This is a genomic window from Paracoccus sp. Arc7-R13, assembly GCF_004010775.1.
GTDB lineage: Bacteria > Pseudomonadota > Alphaproteobacteria > Rhodobacterales > Rhodobacteraceae > Paracoccus > Paracoccus marcusii.
Genome location: NZ_CP034810.1, coordinates 1 through 23,516 on the forward strand (window position 1 = coordinate 1; position 23,516 = coordinate 23,516).

Sequence of the window (23,516 nt, forward strand, 5' to 3'; positions counted from 1 at the left end):
GGCTGGCAGCGGACCGCGTGACGCTGGCCGACATCGCCGGCTACAGCTATGTCGCGCATGCCCCCGAAGGCGGGGTCGGCCTTGGCGCCTATCCCGCGATCCGCGCATGGCTGGCGCGCGTTGAGGCGCTTGAGGGCTTCGTCGGCATGGCGCGCTCTCCCGCCCTGGCGTGAGTGAGCGCGCGATGACCCGGCCCACCCCGTTTCACGCAGGCGAGCAGGCCGCCCAGAGGCTGGCCGGCACGACCGAGAGCGCCGCGTCCGGCAGTGCCTTCATCCGCAAGGCCATGCCCGACCAGCACCGGGCGTTCTTCGCCGATCTGCCCTTTCTGGTCGTCTCGGGCGCGGGGATGGACGGGCGGGTCTGGGTCTCGATCCTCGAGGGGCCGGGCGGGTTCGTCTCGTCGCCCGACCCGGCCCGCCTGACCATCGCATCCAGGCTGCCCGAGGGCGACCCGCTGGCCGCCGGGCTTGCCAAGGGCGGGCCGGTCGGGCTGCTGGGGATCGACCTGGCCAGCCGCCGCCGCAACCGGCTGAACGGAACACTGACACCGGCTGCGGGGGGCTACGCCCTTCAGGTCGAGCAGAGCTTCGGCAATTGCCCGCAATACATCCATTCCCGCGACTGGTCCCGCGTGACACACAGCGTGGCCCCGGCGCCGCGCATCGCAAAGCGGCTCGATGCCGAACAGGCCCGGCGGATCGCTGTGGCGGATACGCTGTTCATCGGCTCGGGGCTTGCCGGACCCGACCGCGCGTCCGGGGCGGGGGGATTTGACGCCTCGCATCGCGGCGGCGCGCCGGGCTTCGTCAAGGTTCAGGATGACGGCTCGCTGCTGATCCCGGATTATTCCGGCAACAACTTTTTCAACACCTTGGGCAACCTGCTGCTGAACCCCCGTCTGGGGCTACTGTTCGTCGATTTCACCACGGGCGGGCTGCTGCATGTCGGCGGGCTGGCCCGGATCGACTGGACCCCGCAGAACAGCCATGATCCGGCCGCGCGGCGCATGATCCACGTCGCCGTCGACAGCGTGGTCGACCGCCCCGGCGCCCTGTCGCTCCGCTGGCGGCCCGCCGACAGCTGGCTGCGGCTGAAGGTCGTCGACAAGGTTCGCGAAAGCACGGGCATCACCTCGTTCCATCTGGCCCCGGCCGAGGGACCCGTTCCCGGCGGCTTCGAGGCGGGGCAGCACCTGCCCGTGCGGCTGAAGATCCCGGGCCATGCGGCGGCGGTCGAGCGCAGCTATTCCCTGTCGGGAAGCCCCACGGCCCCGACCTGGCGCATCAGCGTAAAGCGCGAGGCCCATGGCATCGCCTCGCGTTTCCTGCACGACCGGATCGGCATCGGAGACGAGATCGACGCCCGCCCGCCGCAGGGCGATTTCACCCTGCCCCCTGACGATCATCCGCTGGTTCTTGTCAGCGCCGGGGTCGGGATCACGCCGATGCTGTCCATGCTGCATGCGGCGATCAGCACCCAGCCTTCCCGGCTCGTGCATGTCGTCCATGTCGCACGGAACGGCCGCGACCACGCCTTTGCCGCCGAACTGCAGCATCTGCTGGACCAGAGCGACCGCGCCACCCGCCAGATCCATTACACGGCGCCGACCGAAAGCGACGATCTCGGCGCCTTCGACCGGACCGGGCGGGTCGGGGCAGCCGAGCTGGCGGCATTGCCCTCGGCGGCCGAGGCCGATTTCATGCTCTGCGGCCCGACGCGGTTCATGGCCGAGATCCGGGCCGGGCTCGAGGAACACGGCATCCACGCCGACCGCATCCATGCCGAAACCTTCGGCCCCTCCGCACCCGCCGTTGATGGCGCAACCTCGACAGCGGCGCCCTGACGCGGGATCCCGCCGATCATGCAAAGGTGAGTTGCTTCCCCTTGAACAACAATCGTTCATCAGGGGAGCGCAACGGCCCTCGTGATGCAGGGCCTGCCAGGCGTGAGCCGCGAGACCGCCGCGCCCCGCCGGATCCTGTGCCTGGATCGGGCAGAGATGGGCTTGTGATCGGGGAGCCGTCAATGATGAACAAAATTGGTGCCAGCGGGGCGCATCCGGCGTCGTTGCACCCGTCTTCCTTGGGGGCCGCCCTGCGGGCCGCATCCGCCGACAGGGTGCCAAGCCTGCTGTGCGGCGCAGCTCTCATCCTGTGCCTCAAGGTCACGCAAGCCGTTGGAGGAGAGTCCTTGATCGTCGAGTCCGAAATCACCGCCCCCGGCCCGCACGGCGCGCTGGCCGGAACGATGACCCTGCCCGATGCCGGGCTGGCCGATGAAATGCCGGTTCTGCTGATCGTGCCCGGATCGGGGCCGACCGACCGCGATGGCAATTCGCCGCTTGGCGTCACCGCCGCACCTTATGCGCTGCTGGCCCAAGCCCTGGCGGAACGGGGCATCCCTTCGGTCCGCATCGACAAGCGCGGGATGTTCGGCTCGGCCGAGGCCGTCAGCGATCCCAATGACGTCACCATCGCGGGTTATGGCGACGACCTGCTGGCCTGGGCCGAGAACATCCGCGACAGGCTGCCGGGCGCCGGCGGGCCGCGCTGCGTCATCCCCTTAGGCCATAGCGAGGGCGGTCTGGTTGCTCTAGCGGCGATGGACCGTCTTGCCGCGTCCTGCGGGCTGGTCCTTGTCGGCGCCCCCGGACGGCCCATCGCGGATGTCATGCGCCAGCAATTCCGCGACAATCCAGCCAATGCCCCGCTTGCCAAGGCTGCCGAGGCCGCCTTCCGGTCCCTGGAGCGGGGCGAAAGGATGGATGCCTCGACGCTGCCCGCCGCGCTGCAGCCGATCTTTTCGCTTCAGGTGCAGGGGTTTCTCATCGATGTCTTCAGCTATGATCCAGCCCGGCTGATTGCGGATCTGCAGGTGCCCGTCCTTGTCGTGCAGGGCGGCCGCGACGTGCAGGTGCCCGAGGATGACGCCCGCACTCTTGCCGATGCCGCGCCGCAGGCCGAGCTGGCGATCCTGCCCGAGGTGAACCACGTGCTGAAGACCGTCCCGTCGGATGGATTGCCAGAGAATATCGCCACCTATTCGGACCCCGACCTGCCCATCGCCCCCGAGGTCGTTGAGGCGGTCGCGGATTTTGTCACCCGCATCACGCCAAGCGCCGGCCCGGATGGATCGCACTGACCCAGGCGCGGGTCCGAGGCCGATCAGCCAAGGCTGCCGCACCAGCGGCGTGCCAGCCAGCCCGAACAGCCGGACACGATCGCTGCCGGAATGGCCAGCACGACAAGCAGCAGCAGGCCGACCGCGATCATCGGCCCGCCCCCGCTCTGAACCAACAAGACCGGAAGCTGCCCCATCGTCAGCACCAGCCCGGCAAGCCAAGCCCTCCGGTCAAAGGCGGCTCCCGCCACTGCGGCCATCAGGATGGACAGCGGATAGGCCAGCATCCAATAGTCTTCCGCGTCCCAAGGTTCGGGCGTCTTCGCCAGACTCGCCACAAGGGTCCAGTAACCCACGCTCAGAATGGTCAATACAAGGAAGGGAGGTGTGGTCATTGTCGGCCCGATTCCACAGGACCGCATGAAGTTCTTTGCATGATCATGATAAGCAAGCCATTTTCATATTTGAGCCGGTCGGACCGGGCGGATGTCGAAAGGCTCGTGACCTCGCAAGATTGCACCAGCATGACGCTGGCCGGAAAAATCTGGCCCATCGGCAGGATCGTCCGGCATAAGGCAGGCTTATGCGCCCCCATGCATTTTCTGGCTTGGTTGGGCTTTCTGCGCACCATAAAAGCGTTTCCTTGGTCGAGCCTGATGACCCTCTGGCGACCGCGCAAGGCTCTTCAAGATCGGCAATCATCGAACCCAGGCCAAAGGAGCAGTCAGTGACCTCATCGACCGACCGGCCTGCGGATGGGATCCGGATGGACGCGCGCGTCATTCCAGTGCCGGCTTCGCTCAGCGTCGAAGCGCAGGCGCGACTGCAGGCGGCCGTGATTGGTGGCGTGCAGGCCAATGCGGCGCAGGCCCTGCCCGATCCAGCCGATTATGATGCCTGGCGCGCCCTTCGCGTGCAGGTGGACGTGGCCTATCGCAAGGCCCTGCCGACGCAGGAAGCCGGCAAGGCCGAAATCACGACGATCAGCGTCGACCGCGCCACGGTCCATGTCGCGCGGCCCGCCAACCTCGTCCATCCCGACGCGGTCTATCTCGACCTGCACGGCGGCGCCTTCGTATTCGGCGGGGGCGAGGCCTGTCGCGCGGCGGCGGGCGCCGCGGCCGTCCAGCACGGCCTCTACTGTCACGGGGTCGATTACCGGATGCCGCCCGAGCACCCCTTCCCCGCCGCGCTGGACGACAGCCTCGCGGCCTATCGACGTGCCGTCGCGGAGGTCGGCAGCACTCGCGTGGTGATCGGCGGGCGCTCGGCGGGAGGCAACCTAGCGCTGGCCACGGTGCTGCGCGCCCAGGACGAGGGCCTGTCGCCACCCGCCGGGCTGGTGCTTCTGTCGCCAGAGGTGGACCTGACCGAGTCGGGCGACAGCTTCCGCACCAATCGCGGCCTCGACGTCAACCTCCCCGGCTCGCTGATGCGGGCCAACCTGCTATACGCCGGGGGAGCCGATCTAGCCCATCCCTATCTGTCGCCGCTTTTCGGGCGCTTCGCGGCGGATTTCCCGCCGACATTCATCCAGACCGGCACCCGCGATCTGATGCTGTCGAACGCGGTCCGCCTGCACCGGGCGCTGCGGGAGAAGGGCGCGCAGGCCGAGCTGCACGTCTTTGAGGCGATGCCGCATGGCGGCTTCGGCGGCACGCCCGAAGATCGGGCGCTGTCGCGCGAGATCGCCAGTTTCGTTTCCTGCAGACTGGGGCGCGCGGGATGAGCGCGGCCTCGCCCCGTCCCGCACCGCCCCGCACCGCCCCGGCACAGCCTCACAGGCCCCAACCCCAAGGATTGCCAATGACCATCACGCATCAGGACGAACTGGACGCGCTGCGCAGGATCGGTCGCGTCGTGGCGAACACGATGCAGGCCATGGCCACCGCGATGGAGCCAGGCATGACCACGCAGGAGCTGGACGAGATCGGCCACGAGCTGCTGGAGCGCGAAGGGGCGGTCTCTGCGCCGCGGGCCACCTACGACTTTCCCGGCACGACCTGCATCAGCGTAAACGAGGAGATCGCCCACGGCGTCCCCGGCCCGCGCAGACTGCGCGAGGGCGATCTGGTCAACATCGACGTCTCGGCCTCGCTACACGGCTATTTCGCCGATACGGGGGCAAGCTTCGCGCTTGGCGCCGTCGCGCCCGAACTGCAACGGCTCTGCCAAGACGGGCGGCGTGCGATGCAGATCGGCATCGCGAAAGTCGGCCATGGCAAGCCGCTGGCCGGGATCGGCAATGCCGTGGGCGCCTTTGCAGCCAGGCGCGGCTATACGCTGATCCGCAATCTTGCCAGTCATGGGATTGGTCGCGCCCTGCACGAAGCCCCGACCGAGATCGCCACCTGGCCCAACCGTCGCGACAAACGCAAGATGCATGACGGGCTGGTCCTGACGGTCGAGCCGTTCCTGTCCCGCGGTGGTTCCTGGGCGGTCGAGGGCGGCCGCGACGACTGGACGCTGCTTGCCAGCCCGCCCGCGCCGGTTGTGCAATATGAACACACGGTCGTCGCCACGAAACGCGGCCCCGTCATCCTGACCCTGCCGGGCTGAGGCTGCCCGAACGACCCGGAGGCCCCATGCGCATCATGCTTGTCGAGGACGAGGCCGGGCTGGCCGAGATGCTGGCCCGGGTCCTGGAACGCGAACGCTACGTGGTCGATCATCTCGATTGCCTCACCGACGCGCGCGAAGCCGCCGCCTTGGTCGAATACGATCTGGCGCTGCTGGACCGGACCCTGCCCGACGGGGACGGGCTGTCGCTGCTGGCAGGGCTGCGCGAGAGAAGCCCCGGCATCCATGTCATCATCCTCAGCGCACGCGGCGAGGTCGCGGACCGCGTGAGCGGCTTGGATCACGGCGCGGACGACTACCTCGTGAAACCTTTCGCGCTCGACGAGATGCTGGCGCGGATCCGCGCCGTGCGCCGCCGCCCGGCGCAGGTGCGCGACGAACGGATCGGCGCGGGGCGGGTAATCTTTGATCCCGTCAACGATCAGGCCGAGATCGGCGGCCAGCCCCTGACGCTGCCCCGCCGCGAGCTGCGCGTGCTGGCCGCCCTGATGCGGCGCCGGGGGCGCACCGTCATGCGCGAGACGCTGGAGCAGGCTGTCTTCGGCTTTGACGACGAGATCCAGTCGAACACGCTGGACTCGCATGTCTCGCGCCTGCGCCGCCGCCTGCGAGAGGCGGATGCCGGGGTCGAGATCCATGCCATCCGGGGCGTGGGCTATCTGCTGCGCGCCGCGCCGTGATGCGCGGCCCTTCGCTCAAAAGGCCTCTGATCGTCTACCCGCTGATCGTCCATCTGGCGACGCTGCTGATCTCGGTCCTGATCCTGATCGCGGGCGCGCTCAGGATCGACAGCGGCGGGCCCTATGCCGACGAGCGGGTCGTCCCCGTTATCGCCGCGGCGATCGAGCGCGATCAGGCAGGCGCGCTGGTAGTCCGCCCGACCGAAGCACTGGAGGCGTTGCAGGCCGAAGCGCCGGGCCTGTGGTTCCTTGCCGAGGACGAGGACGGGCACAGCGTCAGCTTCGGCGTTGTCCCTGAGGCCTATGACGGGCTGCGCGGGCGGCTGGTGGATCTGTCCGTCGCGCAGCTGCGCGACGTCGCGCCGCCCTATCGACTCACCGCGATCCTGCGCCGCCAGACGACCGAGATCGGCACGCTGACTATCCTGGGCCACGGTCCGTTGTTGGAACTGAACATGGTCGTCCTTATGGCCTCGACCTTGGTCTTCTTGCCGTTCCTCGTGCTGCTGTCGCTGACGTCCTTCGCGATCACCCCGCTGATCGTCAGGCGGGCGCTGGCCGGCATATCGCGCATCGCAGACGAGGCCGAACGGATCGACCCCGCCCGCCGCGGCAGACGCCTGAACGAGGCGCATGTCCCCCGCGAGATCGCGCCCCTCGTGCGCGCAATGAACGAGGCTTTGCGACGGCTGGACGAGGGTCACGCGCGCCAGCAGCGGTTCATCTCGATGGCGTCGCATGAATTGCGCACACCCATCGCCGTGCTGCAGGCCCGGATCGAGGCGGCGGACGACCCTGCCCTGTGCGCGCTTGGCGGCGACATCCAGCGCCTGACGATCCTGACCGAGCAGCTTCTGGACCTGCAGCGCATGGCCGAGGGCGGACCCGATGCCCCGGTGGATCTGGCGGCCCTAGCGCGCGGCGTGGTCGCGGATCTGGCGCCCTTGGCCATTGCCGGAGGCCGGACGATCGCGGTGGAGGCCGGCACCGCAGCCCCCTGCATGGGGGACGCGGCCGCGTTGGAGCGGGTGCTGATGAACCTCCTGCGCAACGCGATCGACCATGGCGGGCGGACTGTCGTGCTGCGCGTGACGGGCCATGTGCTGGAGGTGCAGGATGACGGGCCGGGCATTCCACCGGATCAGCGCGATCGCGTGTTCGAGCCCTTCTACCGGCTGCGCCCGCAATCGGGCGGCAGCGGCCTTGGGCTGAACCTGGTGGCCGAGGTCGTGGCCCGGCATGACGGCCGCGTGACGATCCACCCGGCACCGGGCGGCGGCACCATCGTCCGGGTCGAGCTGGGCCTTGGCAAGACTCCTGACATGGACATTGCCGGCTAGGCGGCTTTTCCGTCGCCCGGCGCAGCGACGCCATGTTCGCGCAACCTTCGGTGCGCAAGGGTTCCCGGACGCAGGCGGGACGGATGCGATCCGTCTGCGCAGAACCGGAACTGACATGAAGGCACTTGAAATGCGAAAATCTCCTCTCCTCCGGTCGCGTGGCGGCATCGGCATGGCGCTGCTGGCGGCCGGACTTCTTGCCGGGTGCATGTCCGAGGAAAGCTCGACCGAGGCCCTCTATCGGCAGAACATGGTCAGCGAGACCGCGTTGAACGCCCAGATCATGAGCGACCGCGCCCGCGATCAGCGCTGCCAGCGCGACCCGTCCCGCCGCGAATGCGGCCCGCGCCCCTGAGTCTCACACCCCGTGAAAGCCGCCCCGCGGATGCCGCGCATCCACGGGGCGAACCCGATACAGTCTAAGGAGAAGCCGAATGACCCCCCATCCGACAGGCGGCGCGCCATGCCCGCGCGGTGGGCGCGGCATGTCCGCCCCGTTCTGGTCGATCCGCGCGTTCCGCGGCGCGGCCGTCGCCGTGATCCTGTCCACATTCGCCGCCTCTGCGGCCGAGGAGATGCACCTGACCTATCCCGAGACCCCCCGGACACACGATGTCGAGACGCTGTTCGGCGTCTGGATCGCCGATCCATTCCGCTGGCTTGAAGCCGACCCGCGCACGGATACAACCGTGACAGAATGGATCGACGCGCAGAATGCCGTTTCGTCTGCCTATCTTGAGACGCTGCCGGCGCGGCCGATCTTTCAGCAGCGGCTGACCCTGCTGAACCGGCACGACACCGCCTTCCCGCCCATCCGGCGCGGCGAGCGCTATTTTTTTCAGCGCCAGGGTGCAGGCGAGGACCAGCCGCGCCTGATCCTGCGCGAGGGGACCGGTGGGCCGGAACGCGTGCTGCTTGATCCCTCCGCCCAGGAAGAAGGCGGCACGCGGGCCCTGGCCGAATGGGACGTGTCGCCCGGCGGGGATTTCGTGGCCTATGCGCTGCAGAAGGACGGCTCGGACTGGCGCAGCATCCACGTGATGGACGCCGTCACCGGCGAGGTTCTGGACGATCGTCTTGAATGGGCGCGCTTCACGACGATCGCCTGGTCCGGCGACGGATCGGGGTTCTACTATTCGCGCTTTCCCGCCCGTGAAGACAGCGCCTCGTTCAACGAGGCGGTCGGCGGTCACGCGGTCTATTTCCACCGGCTTGGCACGGCCCAGTCCGAGGACCGGCTGGTCCATGGCGGCGCATCCGACACGCTGCTGCTGCATACGGCGACCGTCTCGGGCGACGGGCGGTTTCTGGTGATCTACAGCTCGGGCCTGTCAGGCGGCGTCGCCGTGACCGTGACGGATCTGTCGCAGGACGGCGCAAAGCCGCTGACCCTGGTCGAAAGCCAGGAGGATCAATGGGCGCTCTTGGGCACGGAGGGCACGCGGCTGATCTTTTCGACGCAGATGGGCGCGCCGCGGGGCCGGGTGATGGCCATCGACCTGGCCGATCCCGAACCCGCCTTTGCCGAGCTGATCCCCGAGCGTCCCGACGCGGTGCTGCGCCACGGCACGGCCATCATGGGCGACCGGATCGTGCTGGCCTACATGGTCGATGCCCGGATGGTGCTGGAGCGATATCGGCTGGACGGCACGCCCGACGGGTCGGTGGATTTGCCCGGCGCCGGGACCATTGCCCTGTTCCAGGGCGAGCCCGGCCGGGACGATGGCTATTTCCTCTTTACCAGCCACGAGGTTCCGCCCACGGTCCTGCGGCTGGATGTGGCCCGGAACCGCGTGACGCCTTGGCATGATCCGAACCTGCCGGTGACGCTTGACGATGTCGTCGTCGAGCAGCGCTTCTACGCCTCGGCCGACGGGACCCGTATCCCGATCTTCGTCATCCGCCGCGCCGACGTGACCGGGTCGGCCCCGACCATGATGACCGGCTATGGCGGGTTCGGCATCAGCATGGTTCCCTATTACATGCCCGGAGCGATGGCCTGGGTGGAACAGGGCGGCGTCTATGCGGTGGCAAACATCCGCGGGGGCGGAGAATATGGCGCGGCCTGGCATCATGCCGGGCGGCGCGCGCTGAAGCAGAACGTCTTCGACGACTTCATCGCGGCGGGCGAATACCTGATCGCCGAAGGCATCACCGCGCCGGACGGGCTGGCCATCCACGGCCTGTCGAACGGCGGGCTTCTGGTCGCGGCGGTCGCCAATCAGCGGCCCGACCTGTTTGCCGCCGTCCTGCCCGATGTGGGGGTGATGGACATGCTGCGCTTTGACCGCTTCACCGGCGGCGCGATGTGGGTCCAGGAATATGGCAGCCCCGCGGTCGAGGATCAGTTCCGCACCCTTCTGGCCTATTCGCCCCTGCACGGTGTCCGCGACGGCACGGATTATCCTGCGATCCTCGTGACCACCGCCGATACCGACGACCGTGTCGTGCCCGCCCATTCGCTGAAATACGCGGCGACGCTTCAAGCGGCCGATATCGGCGCGCGGCCGCATCTGTTGCGGGTGGCGCAGGGGGCCGGTCACGGGCAGGGCACGCCCCTGGCCATGCAGATCGCGCAGATGGCCGAGCAATGGGCCTTTGCGGCCCATTGGACGGGCCTTGAGGTCACGCCGAAGGACTAGGCGAGATCATTGAACCGGGGCGGGATCGCGCCAGGCGGCCAGCAGGTCCGCCACATGCCGCAGGGCACGGTCCCCGTCCCGCCGCCGGTGCCAGGCCAGGTGCAGCGAAAAGCCCGGCACCGGGATCGGCGGCGACAGCGTCACCAGCCCCGCCGCCCCCGCCACCCGCGAGGGCAGCATCGCGATCAGGTCGGACTGGCGCAGCAGGTCCGGCACGATCGCGAAACCCGGAACCACCATCCCCACCCGGCGGATGCGGCCCTGTTCGGCCAGTTGCCCGTCCAGCGGGCTGCGCGTCTCGGCGCGGCCCGACACGACGACATGCGGCCAGTCCAGCCAGCGGTCGAGATCGAAGCCCGCGATCGCCGGATGATCCTGGCGCAGGGCGATGACGTAATCCTCGCGCAGGATCTCGGCCCGGTTGATGTCGGGGTCCTCGCCCGGAAAGACCGACAGCGCCAGGTCGCTCGTCCCGTCGATCAGGGCCAGACGCGCCTCGTGTCCGCCGCGCCAGGGCTGGATCACCAGATCGATCCCCGGCGCCGTCCGCGCAAGGCCCGCCTGCAGCCCGACGGCCAGCAGGGCGGCGGGATAATCCGCCATCGTGATGCGGATCGTGGCGCGGATATGGGCCAGCGGAACCTCGGGCGGATCGACCAGATGCACGATACCCGCCAGGACCGACTTGAGCGGGGCGCGCAGCGATTCCGCCTTGGCGGTCAAGCGCATCGTGCCGCGTCCCCGTTCCAGCAGCGCATCTCCGAACAGGTGGCGGCAGCGTTGCAGCGCGGCCGAGGCCGCAGGCTGCGACAGCCCCACGCGGTCCGCCGCGCGACCCACATGCGCCTCGTCCAAAAGGGCGTCCAGAATCACCAGAAGGTTGAGGTCGATCGATCGCAAATTCATGGGGCAGATGATAGCCTGCCCCGCCCATCGACGGCAGCGATTTCTTGTCCGTCAGGCGCCCGGTGCGGCGACGGCCGTGGCCATCCAGGCCCTGAGCTTTTCCATCGCGGGATTGTGCGGCCGGCCGCGCGGCCAGGTCAGCCAATAGCGGCCCGCCTCGACCTCGGCGGCGAAGGGGCGGGCCAGCGTCCCCTTGCGCAGCTGGCGGGCGAACATGACGGCGGGCAGCAGCGCTACGCCATGCCCCGCCGCCGCAAGCTCGGCCAGCGCGACCGAGCTGTCCAGCACCGGCCCCTCCAGCGGCGGGCAGAGGGCGCCCGCGGCGTCGAACCAACCCTCCCATTCGTCGGTGCGATAGGATCGCAGCAGGCGCTGGCCGGCCAGATCGCCCGGCTGGCGCAGGTGCGGCAGCAGCGCGGGCGCGCAGAGGGGCGTCAGCGGCGCGGCGATCAGCGGGTCGGCCTCGAGCCAGGGCCAGGCCTCGCGGTCGCCAAAGCGCACGGCCATGTGCAGCCCCTCCTTGGCGATCTCGATGCGGTTGTTATGGGTGAAGACGCGCAGGCTGACATCGGGATGCGCGGCCTCGAAATCCGCGAGGCGCGGGATCAGCCATCCGGTCGCAAAGGTCGTCACCACGCCCAGATGCAGCACCTCGCGGTGGCGGCCGGACTGGAACCGCCCCAGCGCCTCGGCCATCTGGTCCAGGCTGCGCGTCAGCACCGGATGCAGCGACGCCCCGACATCCGTCAGGATCAGCCCGGTCGAGGCGCGCTTGAACAGCTGGTGGCCCAGGATCTCCTCAAGCCGCTGGATCTGCTGGCTGACGGCGGCTTGCGTCACCCGCAACTCGATGGCGGCGCGGGTGAAGCTGCCCTGCCGGGCCGCGACCTCGAAGGCGCGCAGCCCGTTCAGCGGAAGGTTCGGTCGGTCTATCATCTCAGCTTATCCGCCCTGTCAGGATTTGTCGTTTGGCCACCCGTCCGGGCCCGGATTATACGTCGGATGCGGCCCCGAAGCCATGCGCAGGGACCGCCACCAGACATCGCAACCGCCCCCAAGGGCGGAAGGGCCAGAGACGCGATCACGCGCAGCCCCCGACCAGAACGGAGACCTTCATGACCCGCAGCACCCTTGTCGCGGCCCTTTTTCTGGGCGCCGTCGCGGCCTCTGCCGCCGCCCCGACCGCCGCCGAAACCATCCCCGAAGCCGCCCGCGCGGTCGAGGCCGAGCTGGGCGGGCGCGTCGGCGTCGCGCTGCGCCGCCAAGGCAGCCCCGAGGGCGAGGGCTATCGCGCGGGTGAGCGTTTTCCCCTGTCCTCGACCTTCAAGGCGCCGCTCTGCGGGGCGATCCTGACGCTGGTCGATGCGGGCGAGGATCAGCTGGACCGCGTGATCGGCTATACCAGCGGCGATCTTGTGACCCATTCGCCGGTGACGGAAACGCGCGACGCCATGAGTGTGGCGGATCTGTGCGAGGCGACGCTGACGCTCAGCGACAATACCGCCGCCAATCTGCTGTTGGAGCGCGTCGGCGGCCCCGAGGGCTTTACCGACTATCTGCGCGCCATCGGAGACGAGACGACCCGCCTCGACCGGTGGGAGACCGACCTGAATGAGGGCGCGCCCGGCGATCCGCGCGACAGCTCGACCCCCGAAGCGATGATCGCCACGCTGGAGCGGCTGCTGTTCGGTCCGGTCCTGTCCGAGCCGTCTCAGCAGCAGCTTGAGGCCTGGATGCGCGCCAATGCGGTGGCCGATGACCTGATCCGCGCCAGCCTGCCCGAGGGCTGGACCATCGCCGACCGGACCGGGGCGGGCGGGTATGGCTCTCGCTCGATCGTCGCGCTGATCCGCACGCCGCAGGACGAGCCCTGGCTGGCCGCGGTCTATCTGACCGGCAACGCGGCCGACATGGCCAGTCGAAACGCCGCCATCGCACGCATCGGCCAGGCCATCGTGACCGAGATCGAAAGCCGCTGAACGCGGGCGGTCAGCGTTGGCGCAGCAGCCCTTCTGCCAAAAGACGAAAGGCGTGCTGCGCCTTGGGAAGCGTCAGGGCCGGGTCCGCAGAGGTCCCGACCCACAGCGCCGCGTTCAGGGCGGCCCCGTTCAGCAGCCGCGAAGCGGCTTCGACATCCACCGGCCGCAGGATGTCGTGGGGCAAAAGCCCCTGCACCGCCGCCCGCGTCGCGTCCAGGCACCGGTTCTGGCTGGGCCAGAGCGACGGATCGCCCAGCACGGCCGGCCCGTCCAGCAGCACAATGCGCCGCACCTCCGGGTCCAGCGCCATCTCGATATAGGCGCATCCCTCGGCCAGCAGCGCGTCCCATCCCGGTCCCGCCGCCGCCCCGATCCGGCGCGCCTTGGCGGCCATCTCGGCGTCGATCCGATCGACCACCGCCGCCAGCAGCCCCTTCTTGTCGCCGAAATTGTGATAGAGCGCGCCCCGCGTCAGCCCGACATCCGAGGTCAGCGCATCCATCGAGGTCGCCGCGAAACCGTCACGCGCAAAGGCCCGGCGCGCCGCCTCGATCAGCTTTTCGCGCGTCTCCTCGGTCATCTCGGCACGGGTTCTGGCCACTATCTTCCACTCCGCTTTTCCCGTCCGCACGACAGGTGTTTACATACGTCGCGCATGTCTATAGGAATTCACATACGCCCCGTATGAAAATCCGGCTTGTCTTGGGCCGCAACGGCCCTGTGCCGCTTTTCGACCAACAGCCCTGCAGACGCAACAAAGGACAGTTTCATGACCACGCGCGACGCGATTTTCCCCGCCGGCTCTGCCCGCCACGCCCTCTATCACGAACACGGCTATTCCCCCGCGATCCGCAGCGACGGCCTGCTGTTCGTGTCGGGCCAGGTCGGCAGCCGCGAGGACGGCACCCCCGAGGATACGCATCTGGCCCAGGTCGAACGCGCCTTCGCCAATCTGGGCGCGATCCTGTCCGCAGCAGGTTGCAGCTTTGACGACATCATCGACGTGACCACGTTCCACACCGACCCGGCCGCCCAGTTCGGTGACCTGATGGCGGTCAAGGATCGCCATTTCCCCGCCGCACCCTACCCCGCTTGGACCGCCTTGGGCGTGACATGGCTGGCGGGTTTCGACTTTGAGATCAAGGTCGTGGCCCGGCTCCCCGACGCCGCCCGCTAGGCTCCGGCCTCGGCAAAGACCCGTGGCGGGACCCCGGCATGGCGCTGGAACGCCATGCCGAAGGCACTGGCCGAGCCGTAGCCGACGCGCCGCGCGATCTGATCGTTCGTCAGCCGCCCCTCGCGCAGCAGATCCTGCGCGACGGCCATCCGCCAGTCGGTCAGATACTGCATCGGCGCGCGTCCCACCTCGCGCCGGAACCGCTCGAAGAAGCCCGTCCGCGACAGGCCCGCCGCGCGCGCAAGCGACGCGACCGTGACATCCGCCGCCGGATCGTCATGAATGCGCCCCAGGGCCGCGGCCAGCTGCGGATCGGCCAGCCCACGCAACAGGCCCGGCGGCAGGTCCACCCCCGCACCCGAGCGCAGCGCCTCGATCAGCAGGACGTCGAGAAGCCGCCCGAGCGTCAGCGCCCGGCCCGGCCTGTCGGCGCGCGTCTCGTCATGGATCATCCGGACCAGCGCGGCAAGCCGGGGCTGTCCGGACACCACGATCACTCCCGGCAGCAGCGAGACCAGCACCGGGCGTGCCCCGCGAAAGCGGCAATGACCAACCAGCGCGCGCATCTCGACCGGGGCCTCGGGCGGCCCCAGCCGCACCTGCCCCGGCCCCGCCTGCAGGCGCAGTTCCGGCCCGCGCGGATCGGGGGGCGGCAGGCTGGTCATGCGGAACCCGGACAGGGCCGGAACCAGCACGAAATCCCCCGCCCTAAGCGTCACGCCACCCTCCGCGACCTCCAGTCGGGCGCGGCCCTCGACGATGGCGCAATAGAGGGGGCTGTCCAGATCGTCGCGGCGCACTTGCCAGGCGCCCCCGCCCTCGACCAGCTTGGACAGTTCCATCCCAGGGCTCAGCAGCGCGACGGCTGCCGAAAGGGGGTCGGGCGCATCCTGAACCGGCATCCTGAACTTTCGCTGAATGATTGCGGACGTGTGTTCATAGAATGATCGCGGCCCGCCGTCTATCTGTCCAATGATCGTATGACAGGAGAACACCATGCCCCGCATTCTCATCACCGGAACCTCGTCCGGCTTCGGGCGCGCCACCGCGCTGCATTTCCTCGATCGGGGCTGGGAGGTCGTCGCCACGATGCGCCACCCCTCGCCCGAAGGGCTGCCCGAGGCGGACCGCCTGCGGGTGCTGCCGCTGGACGTGACCGACGGCGCCAGCATTGCCGCCGCCCTGACCCAGGCCGGCCTGCTGGACGCGCTGGTCAACAATGCGGGCGTGGGCATGCTAAACGTGCTGGAAGGCGTCGGCATCGACCGCGCACGCGAGCTGTTCGAGATCAACTTTCTGGGCATGATGGGCGTGACCCACGCCGCGATGCCCGCGATGCGTCGCCAAGGGCACGGCGTCATCGTCAACATCAGTTCGGCCGTGACGCTGAAGGCTCTGCCCGCGCTGTCGGTCTATAGCGCCAGCAAGGCGGCGGTGAACGCCTTCACCGAAAGCCTTGCGCTGGAGGCCGCGCCTTTCGGCATCAGGACCCGGCTGGTCCTGCCCGGCAGCGCGCCCGAGACCGCGTTCGGTCGCAATGCGGTCGCGCGGATGGGGATGGACGTGCCGGATGATTACGGCCCCTTCATGCAGGCCGTCCTGGGGTCGCTGCGCGCCGCCCGCGACCGGACGCAGGCAGGCGACGTGGCAGAGGCCGTCTGGCGGGCCGTGACCGAACCGGACGCGCCGATGCGCCTGCTGGCCGGGGCCGATGCGCGGGCCATGGCCGATGCACAATCGGCGGCATAGACGATGAACCGCCTGATCCGCCTGTCACGCGAGCTGCCCGCGCCCCCGCCGGCCCTGACCCTGGCCTATACGCCGATCTGCCTGCCGATGCCCGGGCGTCAGCCGCTTGAACTGCGACTGACCGCGCCGGTCGGGACCGGGCCGCTGCCGGTCCTGATCCTGTCGCACGGCTTCGGGCCGTCGAACGCAATCCCGTCGAAGGACGGCTACGCCCCCCTCGCCCAGTTCTGGGCCGAACGCGGCCTTGCGGTCATCCAGCCCACCCATGCCAGCGCTCGCATCGGCGGGCTGGACCCCAGGCTGCCCGGAGGCCCTTGGTTCTGGCGCGAGCGCGTCGCCGAACTGCGCGCGATCCTCGACGGGCTGGACCTGTTGGAGCGCCTGCCCGGCATCACGGGCCGCCTTGATCGCGAAAGGATCGCCTTGGCCGGGCATTCCTTCGGCGGCCACACCTGCAGTCTTGCCATGGGCGGACAGGTGGCAGGACAGGACTTCCTCGACCCGCGCATCCGCGCGGGCATCCTGCTGGCCAGTCCGGGAAGGGGCGGCGATCTTCTGCCCGAACAAGCCGCGCGCCTGTCCTTTCTGGATGTGGATTTTGCGACGATACGCGTGCCGACGTTGGTCGTCTGTGGCCAAAAGGATGATCCGCAGCACTTCACCCTGCGCGGCCCGGAATGGCACGCTGATGCCTATCACGATGCGCCAACGGCTCAGGCGCTGGTGAGGATCCACGATGTCGGGCACGGATTGGGCGGAGTTGCCGGGCTGGACGCGAAGGAAACCGAGATCGAGCACCCCGATGCGCTGGAGGCGACACGGCGGCTGACCCTAGCGTGGCTTGGCGCGGCGCTCGATCTTGACCCACTGGCGTGGCCCGAGGCGCTGGCTGCGTTGGCACGCAGCCCGACGCCCCTTGCCACGGTCGCGCTCAAACGCTGATCGGGGGCGCGGCGGGTTCCTGTAGCGCCAGAGCATGAACGCCCGCCCGCGCAAGATCGGCCATGGCGCGAAGCGCCTCGGCGCTGGCGCCGTCGCGGGCCTGCACCGACAGACCCTGCAATGTCATGCAGACGAAGCTTGCGGCGATCCCCGCGCGGTCCGGCGACAGCCATTCCCGCAGTTGATCCTCAAGATCCGCCGCCATCTCGCGCCTGAGCTTGGCAAGCTCATCACGCAACTCCTCGTTGTCGGGATGAGCGGCTAGCAGGCCCGAAGAGATCATGCAGCCGCGCCCGCCATCCGGGCCGGTGATCCAGTCGATGGCGCGGTGGAAGAACCCGGCCAGGGCGGCATCCAGCGTCGATTGTCCGCCATCCTGGCCCATCGGCATCAGCCCGGATTGCCGCGCATAGCGGGCGACCGCCTCCCGGAACAACCCCGCCTTGGATCCGAAGGTCGAATAGAGGCTGGGCGGCGCGATCCCCATCGCCCCGGTCAGCATGTTCAGCGTGACGCCCTCATAGCCATGGCGCCAGAACAGATGCATCGCGGTCTCGACCGCCTCGTCACAGTCGAATGATCGGGGGCGCCCCCCTTTGGGCGAGGGTTTTGTATCGATCACTATAAATCACCGTTGCACGGGGCTTGCCCTGAACATAGTTCAGTAGTGATCGATACAAAAGGTGCGAGATGATCCTGAAGACCTATTCCAGAATGTTCACCGCGGATTGCGACAAGACCCTGACTCTGCTCGAGCGTCTGCATGGCAGGAAGGCGCATCTGCGCTTTCGTTACGGAGAATGGGACCTTGCGGGCATCGGTGACGTCTTTGTCGTGGCCGGGACACGCGAATCGTTGGCCCCCATAGCAGACAGCCACGGCCCGCTGATCGTGTCCGACCTGGATGCCGTCGAGGCCGAACTGATCCGGGGCGGCGCGACCATCACGCAGCCCATTGTCTCGGTTCCCACGGGGCGGATGCTTTATGCGCGGCACCCCGACGGCCTGCACGTTGAATATGTCGAATGGACGGATGATCTGGTCGAGGGCCTCATCCGCGCCCCGCAGCGCGAGGGACGCCTGTCGTCGGAACTGTGATCGAGCGGGGCCCGGAACGGCCGGATTGCGTCCTCTTCCGGCGGCCGGGCAGCGGCCCGGGGCCGCATCCTCAACCCGCGATGCCGAATTGCTGGCGATAAGCGGCGGGGGGAATGCTGGTCAGCTTCTGGAACAGCTTGCGAAAGGCGGCGGGGTCCGAATAGCCCACCTCCCATGCGATGCGGTCCACCGGCGTCAACGTCCGCTCAAGCGCTTCGCGTGCCTTGGCGATCCGGACCTGCTGCAGATATTCGACCGGCGAGAACCCGGTCGCGGCACGGAAACGCCGTAGAAAGGTGCGCCCCGTCATTCCCGCCCGGTCCGCCAGATCCCCCACGCCCTGCATCGTCTGCGCATTGGCGTGTATGTGGTGCTGGCTCTGGCGGATCGCGTCATCGCCGTGATCGAATCGCGGCACGAACTGGGCAAAGGGGCGCTGGCTCTGGCGCGGTGGCTCGATCAGCAGGAAGCGCGCCGTGGCCAGCATCGTGGCAGGCCCAAGCAGCCGGTCCACCAGCGTCAGCCCCAGATCTGTCCAGGCCAGGATGCCACCGGCGGTCATGATGTCGCCTTCATCCACAACCATATGCGCGTCGGCCAGCTTCACCTTGGGAAAGCGCGCCGCAAGCTGGCGCGCAAAGGCCCAGTGCGTCGTCGCGCGCCGACCGTCGATCAGGCCGGTTTCGGCCAGAACGAACGCGCCCGCGCAGACCGAGCAGAGGATCGCCCCGCTGCCGTGCTGATCGCGCAGCCAAGCGGCCTCCGCAGGAGCGGGGGCCATCAGCTTAGGCAGGATGATGCTGGGCGGCGCGATGACATGCGTCAACCGGTGCGGCGGGCCCGGATGGCTGTCCCAGACGCAACCGACCCCGTCATCATCGGCTTGCCAATGCGAAACGCGGATGGCGCCCGCATCATCGCCGCTCAACTCGCCGGCAAGGCGAAAGAGGTCGGTCAGCCCGTGGATCGCTGCCAGCTGGCAGCCCGGATAGAGCAGAAGGCCGATTTCGGCCACCAGATCAGGGTTCTTGGTCATTGTCCGATTCACATCGGCTATTGTCATTTTCGCCACGCCTCTTGGCGAGCGCGAATGGCTACCTTGTCCATATGGAACGAAGGACAGCCTCATGAATGCGACCATCAACCGACGAACTCTGATGACAACCGGGGCCGCCGCGGCTGCCCTTCTGATCCTGTCACGCAGCCTTGCTGCTAAATCCAAAGGAGACATCGTCATGGCGACGATCACGACCCAAGACGGCACCAACATCTTCTACAAGGACTGGGGGCCGCGCGATGCGCAGCCAATCGTCTTCCATCACGGCTGGCCTCTGTCAGGCGATGACTGGGACAACCAGATGCTCTACTTCCTGGAACAGGGCTACCGCGTCGTCGCTCATGATCGCCGCGGCCACGGCCGCTCGGACCAGACAGATACCGGCAACGAGATGGACACTTATGCGCAGGATGTCGTCGAACTGGCCCGCGCGCTGAACCTGAGAAACGCGATCCATATCGGCCACTCGACGGGCGGAGGAGAGGTCGCGCGCTATGCCGCCCGGGCCGAGGCCGGCCGCATCTCCAAGGCCGTCCTGATCGGCGCCGTGCCGCCGGTGATGATCGCCTCCGAGGCCAATCCCGACGGCATCCCGCCGGAGATCTTCGACGGCTTCCGCGCCGCACTGGTCGCCAACCGGGCGCAATTCTTCCTGGACATCCCGTCGGGGCCCTTCTTCGGCTTCAACCGCGAGGGGGCGCAGGTCAGTCAGGGCCAGATCCAGAACTGGTGGCGTCAGGGCATGATGGGCGGGGCCAAGGCGCATTACGACTGCATCAAGGCCTTTTCGGAAACCGACTTCACCGAGGATCTCAGGGCGTTGAACATTCCGGTCCTGCTGATGCACGGCGAGGACGACCAGATCGTGCCGATCGCGAATTCGGCCCATAAGGCCATCAAGCTGTTGCGGAACGGCACGCTGAAGACCTATCCGAGCCTGTCGCACGCGCCCTTTGCTACCAACCCCGACCTTATCAATCCTGATCTTCTTGCCTTCGTCAGAGGCTGACGGGAAGCCCTCGGAAAGCCAGGACGTATCGCCCGATGCGCCTGCCTGCAGGCCGCAGCATAAAGCCGTGGCCTGTCAAACCCGCCCGACACCCGGCAGCCGCGCCCCCTTCGGCGCCGAGCTGAACGTCGAAGGCGTCATGTTCACGCAATGCTCGGGCACCAGAGATAGCAGGGTGGGCCGCATACCACTGCGGCCTGCTTTGCTTATCGACGATATGCCGAAGCCGAAATGACACGAGGAACTAGGTCAGCGGATGGGTGCGCCCCGACAGGCCATCACTGCCGCGCTGCAGGCGCATCCGTTCGTCCGGAGCCCTTACAGGTGCCCCGGGCACAGGGTTCCGTCAATGCCATCCCCGGCACCTGCATTCGGCGCTTAACATGACTGCATACCTGCGAGGAAACCATGAAAAGGTCCGCTCTTGCCTGCCTGCTCGCCGTGGCTGCCACCACCCTTCCGGCCCTTGCCGATGTCCACGAGGGCATCGGCGTCAACGCAATCGACAGGTCCATTGGCGCAATGACCAAGGCAGGGACGGTCGCCTACTTCATCGTTCGACATCGCCATCACGAATGCCACCGATGCACCAGTCGACCTCATCAGCCTGTGCTTCACCGCACAAACGATTGATGGGAATCTCTTCAACCTTGATACCGTTGACGCGGCTCTGACCACCGGGTCCCTTGACGCCGGCGACAGCGCGAACGGTTTCGCAAGCTTCGCGTCGAATAGCATAGAAGTGCGGTTTGCAACCTCGGTTCATGTCTCGGGCGATTGCTAGCGGACAAAGCCGCCAGTCTGTCCCTGGTTGAATGGGCGATTACGACAAGATCAAACATAGGATCATCATGAAGCTTCTTTTTTTCAGTGCATTGCTCGCTGCCCTTCCGGTCAGCGTGATCGCGAATACTCCTGACGCCAGACTGAACGAGCTTTACGGAATCATGCGGTCCCGGCTTGCGGACAACTCGGCAGGCAAAGAAAAGCTTGTCGAGGCGCAGCGCGCCTGGATCGCGTTTCGGGACAATGAGTGCCGTTTCCGGACATCCGGCATCCAGGGAAGCGCTGCGCCGATGGTCTACAATGCATGCATAGAGGATCTGACGCGGAAGCGCGTAAACGAGTTCGAGGACCTCCTCAACTGCCCCGAAGGCGATTTGGCTTGCCCTGTTCCCCGCGCCCCGTAAGGCAGGTGACTCGGCCTATCCTTGCGGCGCATCAGTAGGCCATGGCCGGTTCAGGCAGAGGGACCCTGGCAATCTGCAGCGCGCCGCGCGCCCAGCTTCACGTCATGATCTTGGAGAGGAGCAGACCATGCAGATGACCGATTACTGGACCTGGTGCCGTTCGGGGCTGATCGTAAGCCCACTGACACTAAGCACCATGACCTTCGGCGCGGGCCGGTGGGGCAGCGATCTGGCCGGGACGCGCCGGGTCTTAGAGGCCTATGTCGCCACCGGCGGCAACGTGGTCGACACGGCCGATGTCTATAGCAGCGGCGAAAGCGAGCGGATGCTGGGCGGCTTCCTGAAGGAGAGCGGCCTTCGCGATCGGATCGTGGTTTCGACCAAGTCGAGCTTTGCGCGCGCGCAGAGGAATCAGCTGCATGGCGGCAACGGCGCGATCAACATTTGGCTGGGGATCGAGGGTTCGCTGCGCCGGCTCGGGACAAACCGGATCGATCTCTACTGGATGCATGTCTGGGACCGCACCACCCCGCCCGAAGAGGTGCTGCGGACGCTGGCGGCGGCGGTCGCGCGGGGCAAGATCCTATATTACGGTTTCTCGAACACGCCGGCCTGGTATGTCGCCAAGGTGGCCAATCGGTCACCCTTGGATAGCGCGGCGAAGCGGGTCAGTCAGAGCAGCCAGCGGGTGGGCCGTTTCTGCGCTTATCCTGCGCATCCGCGACCCGCATGATCCTGACGCATCCGTTCCAGTCCTGTCTGTCTGGCAGGGGGAACACCCCGCGATTCTAGGGGACACGTCGCCCTGATCCCCACAACGCAAGGAATAATCGAATGCTGAAGTCTCTTTTCCCCCTCATGCTGCTTGCGGGCCCGGCCTTCGGCTCCAGCGATGATGCCTGGGCTGCCTTTGCCGCCGAGGTCGAGAATACGTGCCTTGGCGCTGTGGGCAACTCGATGTCCAACGCTTCCGCGGTGGTCGACCCGTTCGGTAGCCAAAGCTACGGTCTGGCCATCGTCAGCGGGCAGGTCGCCGAGGACCGCGTTGCAAGTGTGATCTGTGTTCTCGAAAAGGAAAGCCGCGCAGTCCAGATCGGCGGCGAGCTGGACATCGCGGTCACGCGGCCCTTATTGCAGCCGCTGACCCCGAGCGACATGGAGAACGCGGCGTTGGCAGGCGAGCTGTTCTGTGGCTTCGAGGCAGAGGGCAGGACGCTGCTGCTGGCTGCGGGCTATGTGGGGACGGACCGGCCCGCGGGAGCGGCTATCAGATTCTCTGGCCGCCTCATGACCCTCAGCGCACCGGGCGGGTTCAACGGCATCGTCGCCGGCACCGCCTTCACCGGACCCGACGGGTCGGTCGAGATCGAGGTAACGGGGCCGACGATCGAAGGCGGAGAGTCCCCTGCCCGTCCGGGGACACTGACGCTGCAGCCGAATGGTGGGGCCGAGATTGTGGTCGGGGGGCTGTGGCGCTGCGGGCCCTGACCTGCCACGGGATTTTTACTCTATCTGCGATTAGAGTCCGGCCCATGGAGAGAATGGATGAGGAAAAGGGCACGAGTTACGGAAGAGCAGATCATTGGCATTTGCAAGAGCATGAAGTGGGCGCGAAGTGCGCAGGTATCTGCCGCAAGCACGGGGTGTCGCAGGTTACATCCTATGCCTGGAAGGCTAAGTATTCTGGGTGACGGTGTCTGAGGCCAGGCGTCTGAAGGCATTAGAGAACGAGAATGCCAAGCCAAAGAAGGTGCTGGCAAGCCCAATGCTCGACAGGGCGGCGATGCAAGAGCTGTCCTAGAAAGTGGTAATGCCCGCCGTAATACGGGACAAGTTTCTGAGTGAGACACTATTTCGTAAACTTGCACGTGCCCGCGATCTGCCCAAAGCCTGGGTTACCGGCTACCACACCCCCCGGCCGCACTCAGCCCCGGCTACGAGACCCCCGCGGGCTTTGCCCGGCATTTGCCCAGCGCAATCGCCCGACTTTCTGCACGCAATAAAAGTTCAGCGGGGAGCCAGTGCAGCTGAACTGTTGCGCTAG

26 protein-coding genes and 1 pseudogene are annotated in these 23,516 nt (G+C 67.5%); 20 read left to right on the top strand and 7 right to left on the bottom strand.

Going from position 1 to position 23,516, the window contains the following annotated elements:
* Window positions 1–184: 184 nt before the first annotated feature.
* On the top strand, window positions 185–1,846 hold the full coding sequence (locus tag EOJ32_RS00010) for a pyridoxamine 5'-phosphate oxidase family protein (RefSeq protein WP_127897279.1): 1,662 nt from the start codon (window positions 185–187) through the stop codon (window positions 1,844–1,846).
* 347 nt (window positions 1,847–2,193) lie between these two features.
* Complete coding sequence (locus EOJ32_RS00015) at window positions 2,194–3,144, top strand: alpha/beta hydrolase (RefSeq protein WP_127897280.1); 951 nt, start codon at window positions 2,194–2,196, stop codon at window positions 3,142–3,144.
* Window positions 3,145–3,167: 23 nt separating this feature from the next.
* On the opposite strand, the gene EOJ32_RS00020 is transcribed toward EOJ32_RS00015, so the two are convergent.
* A complete protein-coding gene (locus EOJ32_RS00020; protein ID WP_127897281.1) occupies window positions 3,168–3,410 on the bottom strand; it encodes a hypothetical protein in 243 nt (80 codons plus the stop codon).
* Window positions 3,411–3,850: 440 nt separating this feature from the next.
* Between EOJ32_RS00020 and EOJ32_RS00025 the strand changes: the two genes are divergently transcribed.
* The 6 genes from EOJ32_RS00025 (at window position 3,851) to EOJ32_RS00050 (ending at window position 10,365) form a co-directional block, all read left to right on the top strand.
* Window positions 3,851–4,852 carry an alpha/beta hydrolase gene (locus EOJ32_RS00025; protein WP_205963160.1) on the top strand — a complete coding sequence of 334 codons (1,002 nt, stop codon included), beginning with the start codon at window positions 3,851–3,853 and terminating at the stop codon, window positions 4,850–4,852.
* Between the two features lie 77 nt (window positions 4,853–4,929).
* Complete coding sequence (gene map / locus EOJ32_RS00030) at window positions 4,930–5,682, top strand: type I methionyl aminopeptidase (protein ID WP_127897282.1); 753 nt, start codon at window positions 4,930–4,932, stop codon at window positions 5,680–5,682.
* Window positions 5,683–5,708: 26 nt separating this feature from the next.
* Window positions 5,709–6,383 carry a response regulator transcription factor gene (locus EOJ32_RS00035; RefSeq protein WP_127897283.1) on the top strand — a complete coding sequence of 225 codons (675 nt, stop codon included), beginning with the start codon at window positions 5,709–5,711 and terminating at the stop codon, window positions 6,381–6,383.
* Entirely contained in the window at window positions 6,383–7,723 is a 1,341-nt protein-coding gene (locus tag EOJ32_RS00040; protein ID WP_240542555.1) for a HAMP domain-containing sensor histidine kinase, read from the top strand. Before EOJ32_RS00035 ends, EOJ32_RS00040 begins: the two co-directional genes overlap by 1 nt.
* A 130-nt stretch (window positions 7,724–7,853) precedes the next feature.
* Entirely contained in the window at window positions 7,854–8,078 is a 225-nt protein-coding gene (locus EOJ32_RS00045; RefSeq protein WP_127897285.1) for a hypothetical protein, read from the top strand.
* 79 nt (window positions 8,079–8,157) lie between these two features.
* Window positions 8,158–10,365, top strand: coding sequence for a prolyl oligopeptidase family protein (locus EOJ32_RS00050; RefSeq protein ID WP_240542456.1), 2,208 nt, complete (start codon window positions 8,158–8,160; stop codon window positions 10,363–10,365).
* Window positions 10,366–10,371: 6 nt separating this feature from the next.
* Here EOJ32_RS00050 and EOJ32_RS00055 read toward each other — a convergent pair whose 3' ends face one another.
* Window positions 10,372–11,271 (bottom strand): LysR family transcriptional regulator, encoded by a 900-nt coding sequence (locus EOJ32_RS00055; protein WP_127897286.1) that lies wholly within the window; start codon window positions 11,269–11,271, stop codon window positions 10,372–10,374.
* A gap of 51 nt (window positions 11,272–11,322) precedes the next feature.
* Complete coding sequence (locus EOJ32_RS00060; protein ID WP_127897287.1) at window positions 11,323–12,207, bottom strand: LysR family transcriptional regulator; 885 nt, start codon at window positions 12,205–12,207, stop codon at window positions 11,323–11,325.
* A gap of 179 nt (window positions 12,208–12,386) precedes the next feature.
* On the opposite strand from EOJ32_RS00060, the gene bla reads away from it, so the two are divergent.
* Window positions 12,387–13,250 (top strand): class A beta-lactamase, encoded by an 864-nt coding sequence (gene bla / locus EOJ32_RS00065; RefSeq protein ID WP_127897288.1) that lies wholly within the window; start codon window positions 12,387–12,389, stop codon window positions 13,248–13,250.
* 10 nt (window positions 13,251–13,260) lie between these two features.
* On the opposite strand, the gene EOJ32_RS00070 is transcribed toward bla, so the two are convergent.
* Entirely contained in the window at window positions 13,261–13,851 is a 591-nt protein-coding gene (locus EOJ32_RS00070; RefSeq protein WP_164871351.1) for a TetR/AcrR family transcriptional regulator, read from the bottom strand.
* Window positions 13,852–14,019: 168 nt separating this feature from the next.
* On the opposite strand from EOJ32_RS00070, the gene EOJ32_RS00075 reads away from it, so the two are divergent.
* Window positions 14,020–14,427, top strand: coding sequence for a RidA family protein (locus tag EOJ32_RS00075; protein ID WP_127897289.1), 408 nt, complete (start codon window positions 14,020–14,022; stop codon window positions 14,425–14,427).
* On the opposite strand, the gene EOJ32_RS00080 is transcribed toward EOJ32_RS00075, so the two are convergent.
* Window positions 14,424–15,329: an AraC family transcriptional regulator gene (locus tag EOJ32_RS00080; protein ID WP_127897290.1), complete on the bottom strand. Its 906-nt coding sequence runs from the start codon at window positions 15,327–15,329 to the stop codon at window positions 14,424–14,426. The two genes, EOJ32_RS00075 and EOJ32_RS00080, sit on opposite strands and share 4 nt — an antisense overlap.
* 94 nt (window positions 15,330–15,423) lie before the next feature.
* On the opposite strand from EOJ32_RS00080, the gene EOJ32_RS00085 reads away from it, so the two are divergent.
* Both EOJ32_RS00085 and EOJ32_RS00090 read left to right on the top strand, forming a co-directional pair.
* On the top strand, window positions 15,424–16,176 hold the full coding sequence (locus tag EOJ32_RS00085; protein ID WP_127897291.1) for an SDR family oxidoreductase: 753 nt from the start codon (window positions 15,424–15,426) through the stop codon (window positions 16,174–16,176).
* A gap of 3 nt (window positions 16,177–16,179) precedes the next feature.
* On the top strand, window positions 16,180–17,118 hold the full coding sequence (locus tag EOJ32_RS00090) for a dienelactone hydrolase (RefSeq protein ID WP_127897292.1): 939 nt from the start codon (window positions 16,180–16,182) through the stop codon (window positions 17,116–17,118).
* Here the strand turns inward: EOJ32_RS00090 and EOJ32_RS00095 are convergent.
* The gene (locus EOJ32_RS00095; protein ID WP_205963161.1) at window positions 17,108–17,740 is read right to left on the bottom strand and encodes a TetR/AcrR family transcriptional regulator; all 633 of its coding nucleotides are present in this window, start codon (window positions 17,738–17,740) and stop codon (window positions 17,108–17,110) included. The two genes, EOJ32_RS00090 and EOJ32_RS00095, sit on opposite strands and share 11 nt — an antisense overlap.
* Before the next feature lie 68 nt (window positions 17,741–17,808).
* Between EOJ32_RS00095 and EOJ32_RS00100 the strand changes: the two genes are divergently transcribed.
* Window positions 17,809–18,216, top strand: a complete 408-nt coding sequence (locus EOJ32_RS00100; RefSeq protein ID WP_127897293.1) for a VOC family protein — start codon at window positions 17,809–17,811, stop codon at window positions 18,214–18,216.
* Between the two features lie 70 nt (window positions 18,217–18,286).
* Here EOJ32_RS00100 and EOJ32_RS00105 read toward each other — a convergent pair whose 3' ends face one another.
* Window positions 18,287–19,345 carry a GlxA family transcriptional regulator gene (locus tag EOJ32_RS00105; RefSeq protein ID WP_240542457.1) on the bottom strand — a complete coding sequence of 353 codons (1,059 nt, stop codon included), beginning with the start codon at window positions 19,343–19,345 and terminating at the stop codon, window positions 18,287–18,289.
* Between the two features lie 106 nt (window positions 19,346–19,451).
* On the opposite strand from EOJ32_RS00105, the gene EOJ32_RS00110 reads away from it, so the two are divergent.
* From EOJ32_RS00110 to EOJ32_RS20595, 7 genes and pseudogenes are all read left to right on the top strand, one after another.
* Window positions 19,452–20,282, top strand: a complete 831-nt coding sequence (locus EOJ32_RS00110) for an alpha/beta fold hydrolase (protein WP_127897294.1) — start codon at window positions 19,452–19,454, stop codon at window positions 20,280–20,282.
* A gap of 607 nt (window positions 20,283–20,889) precedes the next feature.
* Window positions 20,890–21,066 carry a DUF4354 family protein gene (locus EOJ32_RS20590; protein ID WP_371706152.1) on the top strand — a complete coding sequence of 59 codons (177 nt, stop codon included), beginning with the start codon at window positions 20,890–20,892 and terminating at the stop codon, window positions 21,064–21,066.
* Window positions 21,067–21,133: 67 nt separating this feature from the next.
* Entirely contained in the window at window positions 21,134–21,472 is a 339-nt protein-coding gene (locus tag EOJ32_RS00120; protein ID WP_164871352.1) for a lysozyme inhibitor LprI family protein, read from the top strand.
* 127 nt (window positions 21,473–21,599) lie between these two features.
* On the top strand, window positions 21,600–22,205 hold the full coding sequence (locus EOJ32_RS00125) for an aldo/keto reductase (protein ID WP_127897296.1): 606 nt from the start codon (window positions 21,600–21,602) through the stop codon (window positions 22,203–22,205).
* Window positions 22,206–22,306: 101 nt separating this feature from the next.
* Window positions 22,307–22,960: a hypothetical protein gene (locus EOJ32_RS00130; RefSeq protein WP_127897297.1), complete on the top strand. Its 654-nt coding sequence runs from the start codon at window positions 22,307–22,309 to the stop codon at window positions 22,958–22,960.
* 57 nt (window positions 22,961–23,017) lie between these two features.
* Window positions 23,018–23,267: pseudogene (locus EOJ32_RS20285) on the top strand (transposase); the annotation flags it as partial.
* A 15-nt stretch (window positions 23,268–23,282) separates the two neighbouring features.
* Complete coding sequence (locus EOJ32_RS20595; RefSeq protein WP_127897298.1) at window positions 23,283–23,516, top strand: integrase core domain-containing protein; 234 nt, start codon at window positions 23,283–23,285, stop codon at window positions 23,514–23,516.